Source organism: Bacillus sp. BC08, from assembly GCF_054326875.1.
Map to the genome: position 1 here is coordinate 15424 of NZ_JBTGPA010000034.1, position 16610 is coordinate 32033.

At 35.5% G+C, this 16610-nt stretch carries 15 protein-coding genes; 4 read left to right on the top strand and 11 right to left on the bottom strand.

What is annotated here, in order from left to right; translation table 11 throughout:
- The first annotated feature begins 61 nt into the window (after positions 1 to 61).
- Positions 62 to 562 carry a DinB family protein gene (locus ACXVYO_RS16160; RefSeq protein WP_458467820.1) on the top strand — a complete coding sequence of 167 codons (501 nt, stop codon included), beginning with the start codon at positions 62 to 64 and terminating at the stop codon, positions 560 to 562.
- A gap of 119 nt (positions 563 to 681) precedes the next feature.
- Here ACXVYO_RS16160 and ACXVYO_RS16165 read toward each other — a convergent pair whose 3' ends face one another.
- Positions 682 to 1191: an N-acetyltransferase family protein gene (locus tag ACXVYO_RS16165; protein WP_458467821.1), complete on the bottom strand. Its 510-nt coding sequence runs from the start codon at positions 1189 to 1191 to the stop codon at positions 682 to 684.
- Between the two features lie 123 nt (positions 1192 to 1314).
- Here ACXVYO_RS16165 and ACXVYO_RS16170 point away from each other — a divergent pair, with 123 nt between their 5' ends.
- Positions 1315 to 1677 (top strand): PH domain-containing protein, encoded by a 363-nt coding sequence (locus ACXVYO_RS16170; protein ID WP_458467822.1) that lies wholly within the window; start codon positions 1315 to 1317, stop codon positions 1675 to 1677.
- A gap of 32 nt (positions 1678 to 1709) precedes the next feature.
- On the opposite strand, the gene ACXVYO_RS16175 is transcribed toward ACXVYO_RS16170, so the two are convergent.
- From ACXVYO_RS16175 to ACXVYO_RS16200, 6 genes are all read right to left on the bottom strand, one after another.
- Entirely contained in the window at positions 1710 to 2009 is a 300-nt protein-coding gene (locus ACXVYO_RS16175) for a DUF2087 domain-containing protein (RefSeq protein ID WP_458467823.1), read from the bottom strand.
- Between the two features lie 39 nt (positions 2010 to 2048).
- Entirely contained in the window at positions 2049 to 2261 is a 213-nt protein-coding gene (locus ACXVYO_RS16180; protein WP_042972352.1) for a hypothetical protein, read from the bottom strand.
- Positions 2262 to 2404: 143 nt separating this feature from the next.
- Entirely contained in the window at positions 2405 to 5338 is a 2934-nt protein-coding gene (locus ACXVYO_RS16185; RefSeq protein WP_458467824.1) for a YhgE/Pip family protein, read from the bottom strand.
- Between the two features lie 216 nt (positions 5339 to 5554).
- The gene (locus ACXVYO_RS16190) at positions 5555 to 6127 is read right to left on the bottom strand and encodes a TetR/AcrR family transcriptional regulator (RefSeq protein WP_458467825.1); all 573 of its coding nucleotides are present in this window, start codon (positions 6125 to 6127) and stop codon (positions 5555 to 5557) included.
- A 212-nt stretch (positions 6128 to 6339) separates the two neighbouring features.
- Positions 6340 to 8238, bottom strand: coding sequence for a M56 family metallopeptidase (locus ACXVYO_RS16195; RefSeq protein WP_458467826.1), 1899 nt, complete (start codon positions 8236 to 8238; stop codon positions 6340 to 6342).
- A 2-nt stretch (positions 8239 to 8240) separates the two neighbouring features.
- Entirely contained in the window at positions 8241 to 8642 is a 402-nt protein-coding gene (locus ACXVYO_RS16200) for a BlaI/MecI/CopY family transcriptional regulator (RefSeq protein ID WP_458467827.1), read from the bottom strand.
- A gap of 229 nt (positions 8643 to 8871) precedes the next feature.
- On the opposite strand from ACXVYO_RS16200, the gene ACXVYO_RS16205 reads away from it, so the two are divergent.
- The gene (locus ACXVYO_RS16205) at positions 8872 to 9726 is read left to right on the top strand and encodes a hypothetical protein (protein WP_458467828.1); all 855 of its coding nucleotides are present in this window, start codon (positions 8872 to 8874) and stop codon (positions 9724 to 9726) included.
- 73 nt (positions 9727 to 9799) lie between these two features.
- Here ACXVYO_RS16205 and ACXVYO_RS16210 read toward each other — a convergent pair whose 3' ends face one another.
- Both ACXVYO_RS16210 and ACXVYO_RS16215 read right to left on the bottom strand, forming a co-directional pair.
- Positions 9800 to 10099 carry a hypothetical protein gene (locus ACXVYO_RS16210; protein ID WP_458467829.1) on the bottom strand — a complete coding sequence of 100 codons (300 nt, stop codon included), beginning with the start codon at positions 10097 to 10099 and terminating at the stop codon, positions 9800 to 9802.
- Between the two features lie 133 nt (positions 10100 to 10232).
- The gene (locus ACXVYO_RS16215; RefSeq protein ID WP_458467830.1) at positions 10233 to 12599 is read right to left on the bottom strand and encodes a DUF6359 domain-containing protein; all 2367 of its coding nucleotides are present in this window, start codon (positions 12597 to 12599) and stop codon (positions 10233 to 10235) included.
- A 241-nt stretch (positions 12600 to 12840) separates the two neighbouring features.
- On the opposite strand from ACXVYO_RS16215, the gene ACXVYO_RS16220 reads away from it, so the two are divergent.
- Entirely contained in the window at positions 12841 to 14193 is a 1353-nt protein-coding gene (locus tag ACXVYO_RS16220) for a DUF4026 domain-containing protein (protein WP_458467831.1), read from the top strand.
- 39 nt (positions 14194 to 14232) lie between these two features.
- Here the strand turns inward: ACXVYO_RS16220 and hemY are convergent, their stop codons facing one another.
- Both hemY and hemH read right to left on the bottom strand, forming a co-directional pair.
- On the bottom strand, positions 14233 to 15654 hold the full coding sequence (gene hemY / locus ACXVYO_RS16225; protein WP_458467832.1) for a protoporphyrinogen oxidase: 1422 nt from the start codon (positions 15652 to 15654) through the stop codon (positions 14233 to 14235).
- 19 nt (positions 15655 to 15673) lie between these two features.
- Positions 15674 to 16609 carry a ferrochelatase gene (gene hemH / locus ACXVYO_RS16230; protein WP_458467833.1) on the bottom strand — a complete coding sequence of 312 codons (936 nt, stop codon included), beginning with the start codon at positions 16607 to 16609 and terminating at the stop codon, positions 15674 to 15676.
- Between the last annotated feature and the right edge of the window lies 1 nt (position 16610).

The window sequence follows — 16610 nt, forward strand, 5'->3', positions numbered from 1 at the left end:
CAGCATTACTTCTTTATAGTAGGGAGTAACAAATACATTTTCATAAAAAGGAGTTAGTGATATGAAGAATTTTGAAGAGTTAGCAACGTACTACATAGAGGAATTAGAAAAGTACTCTATAGAACAATTTAGGATGAAGCCTTCTAATGAGGAATGGTCCCTCGGTCAAATGTATAATCACTTAATTTCAGCTACACGCATGCAGTTAGATGCAATCGTGAAATGCAGAACTGAAGTGCCTTCTGTAACTAACAAGAAAACGGATATGGGACAAAAGGTATATATGATGGGAGCTTTCCCAGACATAAAAATCAAATTACCAGATCATCCTGGATATACGCCTGAAAACCCAGCTAATAAAGAAGACGTACAGAAACAGCTTCTAGAATTAATTACAATTGTTAAAGACATTGAGCCAACACTTTCTTCTATCCCTAGTGATTGTAAAGTCGAACATCCTGGGCTTGGTTACTTACATGCAGCAGAATGGTTCCAGCTTATTTCTATGCATTTTGCACATCATCTGCGTCAGAAAGAGCGATTAGAACTTAAGGTTTGCTAAGCATAAACCTTTCCACTAAAAAGAGACTGCCAATATTGGCAGTCTTGTCACTAAAATATGCACCGTCTATATGATGACTCATAAAGTCTCACTTGCTATCAATAGACGACTCTTTTATTTTATTCAATATAAAGCCCCATCAATACGTCATCTCCATATGTTCCATCTTCATATTTAATTTGCTTTTTTTGTCTTCCTTCTTCTACAAATCCTATACGTTTATACACTTTAATTGCCCTATCATTAACAGAAACTACGCCTAAGCAAATTTTCTCTAAACCTTTCTGTCCTTTAGCCCAACTAATAAGAAATTCAATTAGTTTCGTACCAATGCCTTGATTACAGTATGCCTCTCTAATCCCCATTCCCATTGTACCTGCATGTCGTAGACGTTCTAGTTCGTAGCGATTGAAAAGTAAAAAACCAACTACCTTACTATCTACTTCATAAACTATATAAAGATTCCCTTTTCCATTGCTTTTCTGTATCTTTTCTTTTTCTGCATCAATATCATTTGGTAACTTATTTGGAGATACTATAAAAAACTTTGTAGTAGTTTCCGATAATATAATTTCTTTTCTAATATCTATAATTGATTCTGCATCAACCTCTTTTGCTAATCGTATCATTGAATCACCTCATACCCTTTTCTTAAAAAATAATATGTAAACTATAAAATACTCAATATGCAATATTACATATTGAGAACCTTTTCACTTTTGATACAATATTTTTACATCTATATAAAAGGAATGTACACAATGAATTCAATCTTAACAGCTGCAAAACAACTATTACATAAAGAAGAAAACATTTTATCAACTTTAAATTGTTCACTTACTGGCTATATTATGACACATAATGTTCCGTATCCCGGCATGCTACTGGCTACTAATAGAAGACTTCTTTTTCATGGACAATCTAAAAATACATTCATTGCCGAATTTAAGTATGAAAAAATTGAATCTATAGAAACGAAGCGAAGAATCTTTGATAAAAAAATAATATTTTACTATGAAGATGAATATATAACGCTTGGATACATTACAAGTTCAAATGTTGAAGAGTTCCTAGACTTACTACAAAGAAACTGCAACACTAACACAGACTCATAATCAGTGGGGATCTCCCCGCTGATTCATTATTTTTACTCCTCCCACTTCGTCCAAACTTCTCTCCCGTTTATATGGTACATATTATCCTTTCGATCCATAAACCCGTGTACAATAAACTCGCGTCTAATCGTACAAAAATCATCATGATATTGTTTTATGAATGTATTAATTTCTTTTTCCGTATATTGATTTTCAGCGTTTAATTTGCTAATTAAATGCTCCAACAATACTAGTTTTTTCTTCTTTTGACCTGGAATCGATTTTAGGCGGTCCTCTTTATCAAAAAAGTTACGAATGGTTGTATCACGAAATTTCATTTCACTTTCAGTCATTTTGTTGTCCTCCATCGGTTTTTATGCCATAAAACTTTATTATTTGTCCTTACTATTCTTCTTCATTCTTTTACTTATAACATCCATAAAGTAATATCCGCTAATTAGCACATAGTAAACTAAAAGTATTCCTAGTGCATCTTTCATATTTATATATTTTTCTTTATGAAACAAGATAGGTGAAAGGGCGTAAACAAGAAAGATGATTAGCGGATTTAAGATAAAATAAAAAGTAAGATTTCCTTTCATCATATCAACTCCTCTATTCTAGTTTTCTCTGTAAATTGTTGTAATTCCTTTTCTTTCGTCTCTATAGCTTTTAAAAAGGTTCATATATAAACTACAGAAAAGATCCCCTACATTAAAATAAAAAAGCACCGAAAAGGTGCTTTTTTCTACGCTTCAATCGATTGATTTTCAGCAATATTTCTAAATTGTCGTTTGTGCATCCAAGTTAAGGATGCAATTGTTCCAAGTGATAATACAACAATGAAAATCATGAGCACCCCTACGTTTTGCCACATGAAATTAAAGTCTCCGCTTGATACGACTGCTTTCAATCCTGATACAGAGTATGTCATCGGTAACCAAGCATTGAATGGTTGTAAAAACTTCGGAATCAATTCTAGTGGGAATGTTCCGGCACTTGTTGTAAGCTGAATAATTAATGTGATGATGGCGATGAAACGCCCTGCATCACCAAATGCCGTTACTAAACATTGAATTAATGCGATAAATGCTAAACTTGTAACGATGCTAAAGAGTATGAAATACGGAATACTTTGTACTTCTACACCTAATCCGAATAGTAATATCACATCGGCTACTATCGCTTGAATAATACCGACTGATAGTAATACGCCGAACTTACTAATAAACCAACTAAATCCTGATTTCGGAACGCCAACTGTATCACGTAATGGATATACGATAGATAATAGTAATGCCCCAACAAATAAACCGAGTGATAAGAAATACGGTGTAAATCCAGTTCCGTAGTTTGGAACTTCCGCCATTTTCTCCGTCTTCACTTTTACAGGACTTGCAAACATATCATACGTTTTATCCGTCCCTTTTACTTCACCAGTTTTCTCTGCTCCCTCGCCAAGTTTCTCAGCAAGTTCACCTGAACCATCGTTTACTTTTACAAGACCATCTGTTACTTTTCCTGATCCGTCTGCTAGTTTATTTACGCCGTCGATTAGCTGGGTTGAGCCTGTTGACATTTTATTTAGACCACCATTTAGATCGCCCAGGCCTGTTGTTACTTGATTTGAGCCATCTGCTAGTTTGGTTACTCCTACTGATAATGTGCCTAAACCACCTGTTACTTGACTTGAACCATCTGCTAATTGATTTATTCCACCTGCCATTTGATTTGCTCCTACAGATAACGTACCTAAACCGCCTGTTACTTGGCTTGAACCGTCTGCTAATTGCATTATTCCGCCTGTCATTTGGCTTGCTCCTGCAGATAATGTACCTAAACCGCCTGTTACTTGGCTTGAGCCATCTGCTAATTGATTTACACCACCTGCCATCTGATTTGCGCCTACAGATAATACACCTAAACCTTCTGTTACCTGACCAGAACCATTTGCTAATTGATTTATTCCATCAATAAATTGGCCAGAGTCGTTCTTAAATTTATTCACGCCTTCTTTTGCTGCATTTAAATTCCTACCAAACCCTTGGAATTCTTCAACAAACCCCTTTTGTGCACTAGCTAATTCATCAATACTACTCGTTAAAGGTTGCAATCCCGCTGTATTCGGCATTTTATTTTGTGCATCACTTGTTGTTTGATTGATTTCGCCTTTTAATTGTTTTACTTCTTCATTTAATTTATTTGTTCCACCTGCTACTCCGGAAGCTTTTTGCTGAACTGCCGCCGTACTTTCTGTGGCATTTGTTATATATGGTTGTAACTGCTCTTGATATTCTTTTGGTAAACTCTCAATTTGTTTTTGTAAATTCGCTACATCTTGCGCAGCATTTTTTGCATCCCCTGCTGTTGATTGCGTAAGTTCATTTAACTGATTTACGTTTTCTTCAGCTCCATTTATTTTCTGGTTTACTTTATTTAATATAGAAGGACCGTTCGACTGTCCCCCCTCTAGACCTGCAACTTTACTATTTAAATCTTGCAAACCTTTTTGAATCCCTTGGGAAAATTTCTCTAATTCACTTTGCCCTTCAACAAGTTTTTCCATACCCATTGATAATTCATTCGTTCCTGTTTTTAATTCATCTGTTTTACTTACTAATTTATTTAAACCTGTTGTTACTTTCTGTGATCCATCTTGTAATTTTCCTATACCTACTTGCATCTCAACTGTTTTGCTATTTAACGTATTTAAACCGTCTGTTACTTTTCCTGATCCATCTTGTAATTTTCCTATACCTGTCTGCATTTCACCTGTTTTGTTATTTAATGTATTTAAACCTGCTGTTACTTTTCCTGACCCGTCTACTAATTTCCCTATACCTGTCTGTATTTCACCTGTTTTGCCATTTAGCGTATTTAAACCTGCTGTTACTTTTCCTGATCCATCTTGTAATTTCCCTATACCGGTTTTGTCATTTAACGTATTTAAACCTGCTGTTACTTTTCCTGATCCATCTACTAATTTATTAGATCCATCTGCTAATTTCTGAGCTCCATCCTTCATCTCTCCAGACTTCTCTTGAAGTGTATGAAGGCCATCCGTCACTTTACTTGAACCATCATGCAGCTCACTTGATCCGTCGTGTAGTTTATTTGCTCCTTCCGCCCCATCTGCTAATCCTTTTGAGACGTCTTGAATGGAATCAAACATTTTCTCTGCATATGTTTTCGTTAACGTACTTGATACTTCACCTTTAATTTTTTCAATGGCTGTTCCGCCAATTTGTGAAGATAAGAAGTTTAAACTTTCGTTTGGAATGTATTCTAAGTTTAATGGTTTTGGATCATCTTTTAATAGCGTTGTAGCATTACTTGAGAAGTCATCTGGAATGCGTACTAACATGTAATACTTTCTACCTTCCATTCCTTTTTTTGCTTCTTTTTCACTTACAAATTCCCATTTAAAACTTGTATTGTCTTTTAAGTTATCAACGAGTCCTTTTCCGACCTCAATTGGTTTACCGTCAAATACTGCACCTTTATCTAAATTGACTACCGCCACTGGCAAATCATCTAACTGTTTATACGGATCCCAAAAGGCCCATAAAAACATACCCGCATATAAAATTGGTACGAACAACACCGCGATAATTGGAATTAATATTTTTTTACTTTTTATAATTTCAGTAAACTCTTTACGAAGTAACTGATTCCATTTCATCATTTCTCCCCCTTTTCTGAATGACCAAATTGTTCATTTGGTCATTTTCTCCCAAATAAAAAGGCTATACTTATTCATACATATGCCTTATCCCCGGATTTATACTATGCAACTGTTTCTTCATATGAAGTGAATATATCTATTATCCCTCCCTAAAATAAATATATGACCGAATTGTTCAAATGGTCACTTTTTTATAATAATAAAAGGATTATCTTAGTTTGACAATCCTTTTAATAAATAAAGTTCAAATAATTCTGCGATTTTTTCTTTTTCTAGCGGTTCATGATTTTTTTCCCAATCAAAAATAAGCGATACGTATAAGCGAAGCATAATAAATGCTGTAATTTCTGGATCACATTTGCTAATCTCCCCTTTTTCAATCGCAATCTTTAAATACGATTGAATGAAAGAAACGATTTCCACATCTACTTGTTGCATCACTTCTTGTACTTCTTTCGTTCCCATATCGCGCTCTTCTTGAATTAACTTAATCATGAGCTGATGTTCTTTTCTGAATTCTAATATGCTATATAATGCTCTATGTACATTTTCAAAAAATGAAATATCTGAACGAATTGCATTTTCTGCAACTTGCTTCATTTCTGTAATTAAATTAGAAATAATTTCGCCAAATAGCTCTTCTTTATTTTTGAAAAAAGTATAAATCGTTCCTTTTCCTACATTCGCTAATTTCGCTACTTGATCCATCGTTGTCGCTTTATAACCGAACGCTGAAAAAGACTTTGTTGCAGCATCAATAATAGAACGTTTTCGATCTATCGCCACATCGTCACCTCCAAAAATGACCAATTGGATAATATAGTCAATCAGTACATCTTTGATATTACCACACGCTTACATTCTATACAAGTTCTCTTTTTTATTATTTCCAGTATAAAAAATTCCAGTCAGTGTGTATCATACTGTCCATAGTTTATCAGAAGAAAAGAGAAAAGGAAAAGGCATTCTTAAGATATACATCTCAAGAACACCTTTTTTTATTTCAACATAGAAAGCATAATCTTCTCTAACTCTTCCTTACTTACATTTTTATCAAATACTGCTTCTCCTTGACGCTCTAAACTATGATTAATGATAACGATTTGGTATGCACTATTTTTCCCTTTTGCTGGAACAATCATCTTCATACCTTGTAAATTACTATCCGAGTTATCAGTCGCATAGAATATTTGATTACCTTCTAATTCGTACTGCTCAATGTTTTCTTCTACACCAAACAAAGCATGGAACGGATCTTTACTTTCCCCAAAAACTTGTGATTGAGAAATTATATAATTTCCTTTTCCGTTCGCATATTCTAATTTAATAATTAATTCAGGTCTTCTCTTAATAAAATAATATACCTTTTCATCCTTCAGATTGTATCCTTCAATTGTATACGTCGGCTTCTTAATTTGAAAATCAACATGTTCCTGCGCTTCCTTCACCGTATAATTTAAAGATTCATGCACTTTGTCATCAAATGGTTTTGCTTGATCATAAAGTGCATATAATTTTTCATGATCGGCTTTTGATAAACGCTCTTCTCTAAAAAATACTGACTCGTAGTCAGAATCTCTCGGAGCCCCTTTTTTCTGTATATTAATAATTTCTTTAGATAATTTTATGTACTGCTGGAATTCATCTTTTGTTAAAGCCTTTTCAGCTAAGTATAAATAATCTGTCTTTTGTTCGTACACTCTTGCTGAATAATGATATTCTTTTTTCGCATTTTCCTCTGTACCATACAGCATATCTACAGCATTTTGGAAAGCATCCTTTGACTGCTCTACCTTATCCTCTTGCTTTTCTTTTCCTTCCGTTGCACGTGCGTTGAATAAAGAGAGGGATGCTATAGCAACTATGACAATAACTCCAAGTAAAGAAAGGCGATACGATTTCTTTTGGAACTTTTTAATCATAACAATTCTCCTTTTTAGTGTTCGTTTATTTCTACTTAAATTTGCTAGGCTTGGTACTTGATAGGAATAATGTTCTAAAAGGGTAATGATTGTATGACCGTATGCAATTTGCTCCTCTTTATCTATAAACGTAAGCGCATATGCATCACAGGCTAATTCTTGATCTTCTCGCATACAAAAATAGGCGTACCAAAGAATCGGGTTGAACCAATTTAATAGGAGTAAGCTATACATAATCCAATTTACAGCTACGTCATTCCTCTTAATATGAGCTAACTCATGGTAAAAGACATATTGTAATTGTTGCTCATTTAATACTTTTATATGTTTTTTTGATAGTAATACTTTCGGGCGAAAGAAACTAAAAACAGTTGGGCTCGCAATCTTTCCTGCTAGACGTAATGAAACTGCCTTCTTCATTTTCATAGACTGCTTACAGCGATTAAACACTGTAACGACCTGTTCATCCGTAATATCCGGTTGTTTCTTTATGTAAGAATATAAACGTCTATTTGTAATAAACGTGATGATTGCTAATACGATCACCCCAACTAACCAAACATATAGAGCTATTTTGTATAAAGAAAGTGTAGTCTGTTGTTCCGCATTTGTACTTACTTTCTGCTCACTATTTTTTGTCACAGTTTCAGAATTCGGCTCTAATTCCACTGTCTGTTTCATCTCGTGATTCATTATATTCTCAGGTGAAGATGTATTTTTTTGAATAACTTCCGACACACTAGAATTATAAGAAAGTAATGAATAAATACTATAAGAGCTATCTGGTGACCACGGTAAAAGGAGTCTTATCATTAGTACGATCCACAGCATATATTGCCACCGGGGCGTTAACTTATTTCTAAATAGAACTTTTATACATAAAATAAATCCAACTAATATGCTGGCCATAAGTGATGTTTCTATAAGCCAATCAAAAAAATGAGAAAGGTATACATTTATAAGCACATCCATCATTGTTATCTATCCTTCCTCTTGTTCTCCTCTGTCTTCTCATCTAAAATGCGTTTCAGTTCATTAATATCTTCTGAAGACAATTTTTCCTCTTTTAAGAAATTAACAAGTAATGGCTTGAACGCTGCGCCGCAAAAACGCTTTAGCAAAGATTTCGTTTCAACTTGTAAATAATTATCTTGTGATACTAACGGATAATAAGCATACATACGCCCTTTATCTTGATGGTAAGAAACGGCTTCTTTTTGTACTAACCGATTAATTAATGTACGGATTGTTTTCGGTTTCCAGTCCATTGCATCTTCTAGTGCTTCTATAATTTCATTCGCTGTTTGTGGAGAATTAGACCAAAGTACTTTCATAATTTCTAATTCCGCTTCAGATATTTTAGGTAATTGATTTGTCATAGTATATTGCACTCCTTAGTATTACATTTGTAATCTACAATTAAGATTACAAATGTAATACTGAATTGTCAACCATATTGTAGAAAATATAATTTCCGTTAAACCTTACTTAACGACAGCGAATTTCCCTTTTTTCAAATAATCAAATAAAAAAACAAGAAAATCCTTACATTTAATAGTAATATAGAAAATAGACAAGTTTATCAAAATAGTGGAGGCTTTTTCAGTCATGATGCGTGCGCTTCGTTTAAATATAAAGCAAGCTTTTTGTAGTCGTATTTCTTTAATTATGATGCTTAGTGGATTCGTTCTTATTTGCATTTATCACTATTATTATGTACTTCGTTATTTAGGAGACGCAGCGAATGGTCCTATATCAACAGATTTAAAATGGATTGGATTTCGCGACAATGAAATGGATGTTTATTTATTATTAATGCCAGTTATTGCGAGTTTCCCCTTTAGTACAAGTTACAATTCGGATAAGTCAGATGGTTTTAAACCATTTGTGAGTAAGGGGATTTCTATCTTTCCTTATTCAGTAGCGAAATATATCGTTACGTTTTTTTGCGGAGGATTTCTTTATACGCTTCCATTCATTTTATCGTTATTATTTTGCAAATTAACCATTCCAGATGGAACACCTGTGGTTGGTTCAGGCATTATAAATGATGAGGGGATGTTCGCAAACCTATATTTCGATGCGCCTCTCACTTACATTACGGTATATATCGGGATTAATTTTTTATTTGCAGGTTTAATGGCCCTTTTAGGACTTGCTGCATCTGTATGGTCACAAAAGGACTATATGGCGATTCTCTTTCCATTCGCGGCTGCCTCCATCCCGTACGTCCTGCTAAATACAATACTCCCTTCAATAGGCGGAGCACCTATTCATTTATATGATCCAAAGCAACCATTGCAGGGCATGTCACCATACATTTTATTGATGCAATGTGCTTTCTTCCTTTTCGTTAGCTTACTTCTGTATATACAAGGAGTAAAGCGGGATAGAAAAAAATATAGAAGAAGACTACAAAAAAGAGATCGGTGCAGAAAATCATTTCAAGTAATTTCAGACTAAATGATTGAATGAATAAGAGCGTAATTCCCTAAGTTAATTTAGGGAATTACGCTCTTATTATTATCTTCCCCCTTCACGGCGTACCTGCCAATCCCCATAAAATAACAAACACCGCAAAATAAATCGCTTTAATACCTACAACTGAACATAATAAAATAATTGCATATTTACTTAATTCTCTTCTTGCACCTATTAAAGTAAAAATAACTGCCAAACTAAACGTTACATAAGACGAGGCTGTATGTATTAAGTTATACGTGATATCTAAATTTTGAGTAAGCCCTGTTACTTCAGCTACAAATTGAAACATGACGATTGTACTAAAAAAAATCGCTAACTGATTCATTAATTTCCCATTTATTTGTGCTGGCATCGTCGCCCTCCTAAAAACTAAATATTCAATTAATTTTATCACCAGATTACAAAAAAAGGAATCACCTCTTTATACCATTCTATGACGCTACAAAAATAAAAAAGAACGCTTAGTTACCTAAGCGTTCCCTACTTTAAGAAGCTTTCTTCAAGTCAATTTGAGCAAGTACTGGGTCGTGGTCACTTACACGTCCATGTTCTTTCATAATGTTTGAGTTTAAGTGTACTGGATCTACAATTGTGTGTGGTGCGATATTGTTTGTTACTAAAATATGATCTAGCACTTGTGCATTTCCTTCATGAATGTACGTGTAGCGGTTCTCTTTCGGCACTGTGTTTAACATATTTTTTAAGTTTGTTCCTTCTAGTGCTTTTAATGGTTTAGCAAACTCAAAATCGTTCATATCCCCTAACACAACAACCGGTGCATTCGTGTTCTTTTTCTGAATTCCTTGTACGAATTGATTTACTTCTTGCGCTAACTGAATTCGTTTTTCTTCACTCTTTAATACGAGCGGCTGTACTTTTCCAAATGGCGTTGCATCTCCTATTTTTGAGTTTAAGTGATTTGCAACGACAACAACGTTTTGTCCTTGGAACGTAAATTCTGCCGCAAGTGGTTTACGTGTACTTTCAAATAATGGATTTTCGTCTCCAATGCGAACAACATTTTTATCAAGTAACTTCGGTACTGCTGCTAATTTCACACGTGATGGGTTGTAGAAGAAACCGACGCGAATATTCGCTCTTGGTGCTCCTCCGTCTAAATTATTATGCGGAGCAATCTCTACATACTCATACTTTGGTCCACGAATTTCTAGAACTGCATCAATGATACGTTTTGCGCTTAATGAAGCATCTGTTGTACCGTCATTAAGCGTTCCGTTATTATCTTGCATTTCCTCTACACCGATAATATCTGGCATTTTTAAATTGTATTTAATAGAATACGCTAACGCTTTTACTTTTTCATCTGTTGTTTCTTTTTTATTCGCCGAGAAGTTTTCAATGTTATATGTAGCAACGGTTAACTTATCAAGACGAGGCTGAATATTCGCTCCTACTTGCTTAAATCCACCGTCCACTACAGATGGTATTTCCGTTATTGGCGAAATGCGGAACGAACCGTAATCATATCCGACTACCCCAGTTATATCTTCAGTGAAAGTATCTCCTACTTTTGCTACATAATCACGAGGTACTTTTACAGAAAGACGTTCTGGGTTTAATTGATTTTCGTCTAATACAGGTGTGCCGTATTTCGTTACGACTTTCTCTCCGCCATTTTCTACTGTTACATATAAATTTCCGTTTTTCTGAGGTGCAATAATTTTTGGCGTTAGCATCGTAACGCGCATACCTTCTATACTTTCATAAAAGTCGATTGCATCTTCATTTGGATCAAATAAACCGAATGCATCATTATCGATAATTTGATCAGGGATTTTCACACCGTTTTCTCCAAGTACAATCGGTGCTGGTAAAGGTTGATCTTTTGCGATTACAGCAACGCGGCTTGCCTTAATTTCCGTCGTCGTTAAATCTGTGTCAAACCTTTCTGCATATCCAGGACCAACATATTCTTCTACTTCTCCATCAACTTGAATAAGATCTCCTACCGCTACATTCGCATCTTTTTTGTATACGTACATACCTTCTGAAGTAGCTGGATCATTATCCGGCTGATTATCTTCTATATAAAAACCATTTTTATCAAGTGCTGTTACAATGCCTTCCACATTGTATACTTTCTTCCCTTTGTAAGGAGAAATATGTGATTTACCTTGAATATCATGAATACGGACCTGTTCATTGTTTACGATAGTAAATGAAAACGTTGAAATTGCTGAAGAAGTAAGCCCTTCTTTCTCTGCAATTGCTTTAATTACACTATTTTCATTCACTACAATTTGTCCGTTATAACGAACACTTTTATTTGTAGGATTAGAGCCATCTAGCGTATAGTAGATTGTCGCTCCTTCTGTATTCGTTGTTAAAGTTATCGCTGTGCCCTTCGCAACTTCTCCGCTACCAGGTGAAGCTACAACATCGCTAACACGGTTTTGTCCTTCCCCTTGAAACTTATGAGCTGTGACCGATTTTAAACCCGGGCTACTAAAATATAATTCAAGCGTCCCTGTTAAACTAACTTTCTTCCCGATATTTTCAGGATGATCTTTCACATTTACTGCTGCTCTCACATCGCCTTTTGGCAACTGAACAGGCATGATTTTGTCTGGATTCGTCTCATTTGGCGAATCCGCAATTGCTACGTTTGTATCATCAAACTTAGCCGGATCTTTCGTGTATTTAGAAGGACTTTGCGTATATCCAACGATATATCCTTCCACTGTCCCCTTCGTTTTCCCTTGCTGCTTAAATACTTGAATTGCTTTTTCTACTGACATAGAAGTCGTTTCTTCTGCTTGTACTAAAGTTCCAGTAAATGAAAGCAATAGTATGAATGATAAAAAGACACTTAACAATTTCTTCACAGCCATTTCCCTCTCCCTATTTCATATTTTCTCAGCATTTCTATCATATCAAATGATTCGTTATATAGAATGCTATTTCGACAAGTTTTACAAAAAATTTATTTAATTTACAAGCTTTCAAACTTTAATACAAAATAATAATTTTACACCTTCTACGAATGCACTCTATAATGTTAGAGAGAGAAAACAGAAAATACCAAAATTTCATTGGCATGTAAAATGGATTCATTTGAATAGGAGTGATTGGATGGAAGTGCAAACAGAAACATACCGCGCAGCTATGAATGGAACATTAGAACGTCATTTTTCAGATATGATTGCCGTTATACCAACTAGAATTACAATTGAGCAGTTAAAACAGCGGCTAGAAACGATCGCTACTAAAGTTGACGAATTGAAAATTGTTTATAGTGATGAGACAAGCCTTATTGTTGAGTTACACATGGATGAAAAAATTACACCGTATGAACTGCATATCGATGAGGCGAATGACCCAGAAGAATATAAAATGTACAATAGACAAGATGCTACAATCGTAGATCGTCACTTTGAAGATGCTGCTTATGGAACTGAAATTTTCACTCGTACGCTATTTGTAGGCGATGTACTGGACTGCTTTTTCCAGCAGTTACAGTTTTTATGGAACCTCACCCCAGATTTGTTATTTGTAATCGATTCAAGTGCAGCAATGAAAGTGATATCTAGAAGCTATATTGAATATCACGTTGAAAATGAATTATTACCTGACATTCCTGACTTATACGTTATTCATTCTGTTTATGAAGATGATAAAGAAGGTGAGCCTACGCAATATTGGTTTCATACACATGGTCTTTTAAGAGCAGGTGTAACAGAAATAGAATTAATTATTCCAAATCGTATTTCTTCCTACTACGGCATTGGTGACCTCTTCCAAACATTTGCTAATAATGCCGTTGAGAATGGACAAGTCCCTATGAATGAGCCTATTGTTATCGCGCATAGTCAGCAAGGTTCTATACATACAGTAGCTGTTCCGTGGGAAAAAGGATTATCTTATATTGGGCATAAAACGAGTATGGATCAATTATCTTCAATTGAGGATGAAGAAGTGAAACTGCAACCAGTAGATGCACAAAACATATTCTTAGGCGGAATGGATGACCGAGATGAATACCATCAGTCCCCATCCGTTCTCTTATTCAAATTTAATACTTCAGAAGAATATATTGAAAGTTTTTTCAAAGAATATGAGGAAGCTACAGGTCTCATGTTCTATAAAACAAATAGCGAAACCGATCGTATGGCTTACAATGCGAAGAATACTTTCGGGTATTTCAGCAACATTTTTCACATTGAACAATCGAATGAAGATTTTCGTTTCCTCGCTAAGTTTGGTGTCTCCTACGAAGAAGGAAAAAGTGAGCATATGTGGTTTGAAATGCAAAACATTACAGAAGATTTCATTCAAGGAATACTCATTAATGAACCATACTTTATAGAAGATATGAGTGAAGGAAATAGTTATCAGTTAGATTTTGATAACTTAACAGAGTGGATTATTTATGCAGGAGATGCCGTCATAAAGCCAAATAACTTATATATGTTTATTGGTGAATAAGTAACAAAACGCCTTCAATACGATTGAAGGCGTTTCACTTTATTGCGTGATTAATTCTGGATCCATTACTTTCTCCAAATGAGAGAGTACACACTTTGCGGCTTTCTCACCTTGAGCAATACAGTCCGGAAGACCAGAACCAGCGTAAGAACTACCTGCCAAGTATATACCTGGCAACTCTTTCTCCATAAATGTTGTGAGTTTCTTCATTCGCTCGTTGTGGCCTACTGTATATTGGGGCATTGCTTCTTTCCAGCGACTTACGACTGTAAATTCTGGATCCTCTGTAATATCCATCGTCTTTCGTAAGTCCTCTAGTACAAGCCTAACAAGTTCCTCTTCTGTTTGTTCTACAACTGCTTCATCACCAGGTCGTCCAACGTAACACCTAAGAAGCATTTTTCCTTCTGGCGTTGTATGTGGCCATTTTTTATGTGTCCACGTACATGCTGTAATTGTGTAATCGTTATTTCGAGATACGACGAATCCTGTACCATCAATATCGCGCTGAATGGCTGATTGCGGGAAAGCCATTGCCACATTCGCAACTGACGTGGACGGAATATTGCGGAAGAAACGAAACTGCTTGTACTGCGCAAACATAGATGGCAATACTTTATGTGATGTTGCCACTACGACCGCGTCCGCTTCTATTTCTTTTCCGTTACTAAGGGTAATCGTATAACCATCACCAAGTTTTGCAATTTTTTCAATCCGAGTTCCCTTTATTATCGTACCTTCATGCATCTTCATTTCGAGAGATTCTACGATAGATTCTAAACCGTTTTTCACTGTTTGGAAGATTCCCTTTTTCGGTGCTGCTTTCTCTTCTTTCGGGGCAAGTGTACGCATACCGAGTGAAATACTGCGATGTTTCTGCTCGATTTGATACATTTGCGGGAATGTTGACATTAAGCTCATTTCATCAATATCCCCTGCATAAATACCGGATAGTAATGGTTCAATTAAATTTTCAACCACTTCGTTGCCGAGGCGATGTCTGAAAAACTGCCCGAGTGATTGATCAGATACTGGCTTTGATCTCGGCATTAGCAGATCAAAACCAGCTCTTAGTTTACCAATTGGAGAGAACAGCCTGGAAAATAGAAACGGCGTAATTTGCGTTGGAATTCCCATCATTGATCCGCTCGGCATTTTATGTAACCGATTGTTTACGAGGATAAATGATTGCCCGGCCTTATTATTTACAATTTCATCGCCAAGACCCAATTCTCTCGCTAATCTTGCTGCACTTTCTTTTCGTGCTAAGAAAGAATCAGGACCGCGTTCAATTGTAAATCCACCTTTTCGAACGGTTTGAATTTTCCCGCCAAGTTTGCCTGATGCTTCTATCAGTAATGTATCGATCGGCAAGTTGTTGTTATGAATTTCTTTTTGCAAGTTATACATTGTTGTTAATCCTGTGATGCCACCGCCGATGATTACAACTTTTTTCCTCAAGCAGGCTCCCCCTTTCTTTTTACAATACAGATTCTTTTTTCTTTAATACAACGTCTGTTAAGCAATCAACAAATGCAGCCGATGCATTTGGCATTTCTGGACGATAATATTTCGCGCCAATTTCATCTGTTACAACTTTACACTCAAAGTCGTTGTCATATAGAACTTCTAAATGTTCCGCAACAAATCCAACTGGTGCATATACGAATGAAGTATAACCGTACTTTTCATTTAATTCTCTCGTTAAATCTTGTACATCTGGACCAATCCAAGGATCTGGCGTGTTTCCTGCACTTTGCCAACCTACTGCATAGTTTGCTACTTCAGCACCTCTTGCAATATAATCAGCTGTTTCATTTAATTGATTTGGATATGGATCGCCCATTGCAATAATTTTTTCTGGTAAGCTATGTGCAGATACGATTAATACTGCTTTTTCACGTTCTGCTTCTGACATACCGTTATATATACCTTTCACTGCATCGACCCAGTACTGGATGAATTTCGGTTCTTTATACCAGCTATCAATGCCGTGAATTGTTAAGTTTCCAAGTTTCTCAGCTTCTTCTTGTGCTCGTCCTACATACGATTTCACGCTAAATGTAGAATAGTGCGGCGCAAGAACAAGTGCGATTGCATCTTGTATACCGTCGTTATGCATATCTTTCACTGCATCTTCAATGAACGGTTCGATATGTTTTAAGCCAAGATACATATGGTACTCTACTTCATCTTGTACTTCATTTAAACGCTTCTCTAACTTTTTAGCTTGCTCTAATGTAATAGTAGCTAAAGGAGAAATACCACCAATTGCACGGTAACGCTCTGTTAAATCTTCTAGCATTTCAGGACTTGGCTTTCTTCCTCTGCGAATATGTGTATAGTAACGTTCAATATCTTCTTCTTTATATGGCGTTCCGTATGCCATTACAAGCAAACCAATTTTCTTTTTCATA

What these genes read in the sequence shown, in the direction of transcription:
- ACXVYO_RS16160 (WP_458467820.1), top strand. Translation starts at nt 62, where the DNA reads ATGAAGAATTTTGAAGAGTTAGCAACGTACTACATAGAGGAATTAGAA.
- ACXVYO_RS16165 (WP_458467821.1), bottom strand. Translation starts at nt 1,191, where the DNA reads ATGATACGATTAGCAAAAGAGGTTGATGCAGAATCAATTATAGATATT.
- ACXVYO_RS16170 (WP_458467822.1), top strand. Translation starts at nt 1,315, where the DNA reads ATGTACACAATGAATTCAATCTTAACAGCTGCAAAACAACTATTACAT.
- ACXVYO_RS16175 (WP_458467823.1), bottom strand. Translation starts at nt 2,009, where the DNA reads ATGACTGAAAGTGAAATGAAATTTCGTGATACAACCATTCGTAACTTT.
- ACXVYO_RS16180 (WP_042972352.1), bottom strand. Translation starts at nt 2,261, where the DNA reads ATGATGAAAGGAAATCTTACTTTTTATTTTATCTTAAATCCGCTAATC.
- ACXVYO_RS16185 (WP_458467824.1), bottom strand. Translation starts at nt 5,338, where the DNA reads ATGAAATGGAATCAGTTACTTCGTAAAGAGTTTACTGAAATTATAAAA.
- ACXVYO_RS16195 (WP_458467826.1), bottom strand. Translation starts at nt 8,238, where the DNA reads ATGATGGATGTGCTTATAAATGTATACCTTTCTCATTTTTTTGATTGG.
- ACXVYO_RS16200 (WP_458467827.1), bottom strand. Translation starts at nt 8,642, where the DNA reads ATGACAAATCAATTACCTAAAATATCTGAAGCGGAATTAGAAATTATG.
- ACXVYO_RS16205 (WP_458467828.1), top strand. Translation starts at nt 8,872, where the DNA reads ATGATGCGTGCGCTTCGTTTAAATATAAAGCAAGCTTTTTGTAGTCGT.
- ACXVYO_RS16210 (WP_458467829.1), bottom strand. Translation starts at nt 10,099, where the DNA reads ATGCCAGCACAAATAAATGGGAAATTAATGAATCAGTTAGCGATTTTT.
- ACXVYO_RS16215 (WP_458467830.1), bottom strand. Translation starts at nt 12,599, where the DNA reads ATGGCTGTGAAGAAATTGTTAAGTGTCTTTTTATCATTCATACTATTG.
- ACXVYO_RS16220 (WP_458467831.1), top strand. Translation starts at nt 12,841, where the DNA reads ATGGAAGTGCAAACAGAAACATACCGCGCAGCTATGAATGGAACATTA.
- hemH (WP_458467833.1), bottom strand. Translation starts at nt 16,609, where the DNA reads ATGAAAAAGAAAATTGGTTTGCTTGTAATGGCATACGGAACGCCATAT.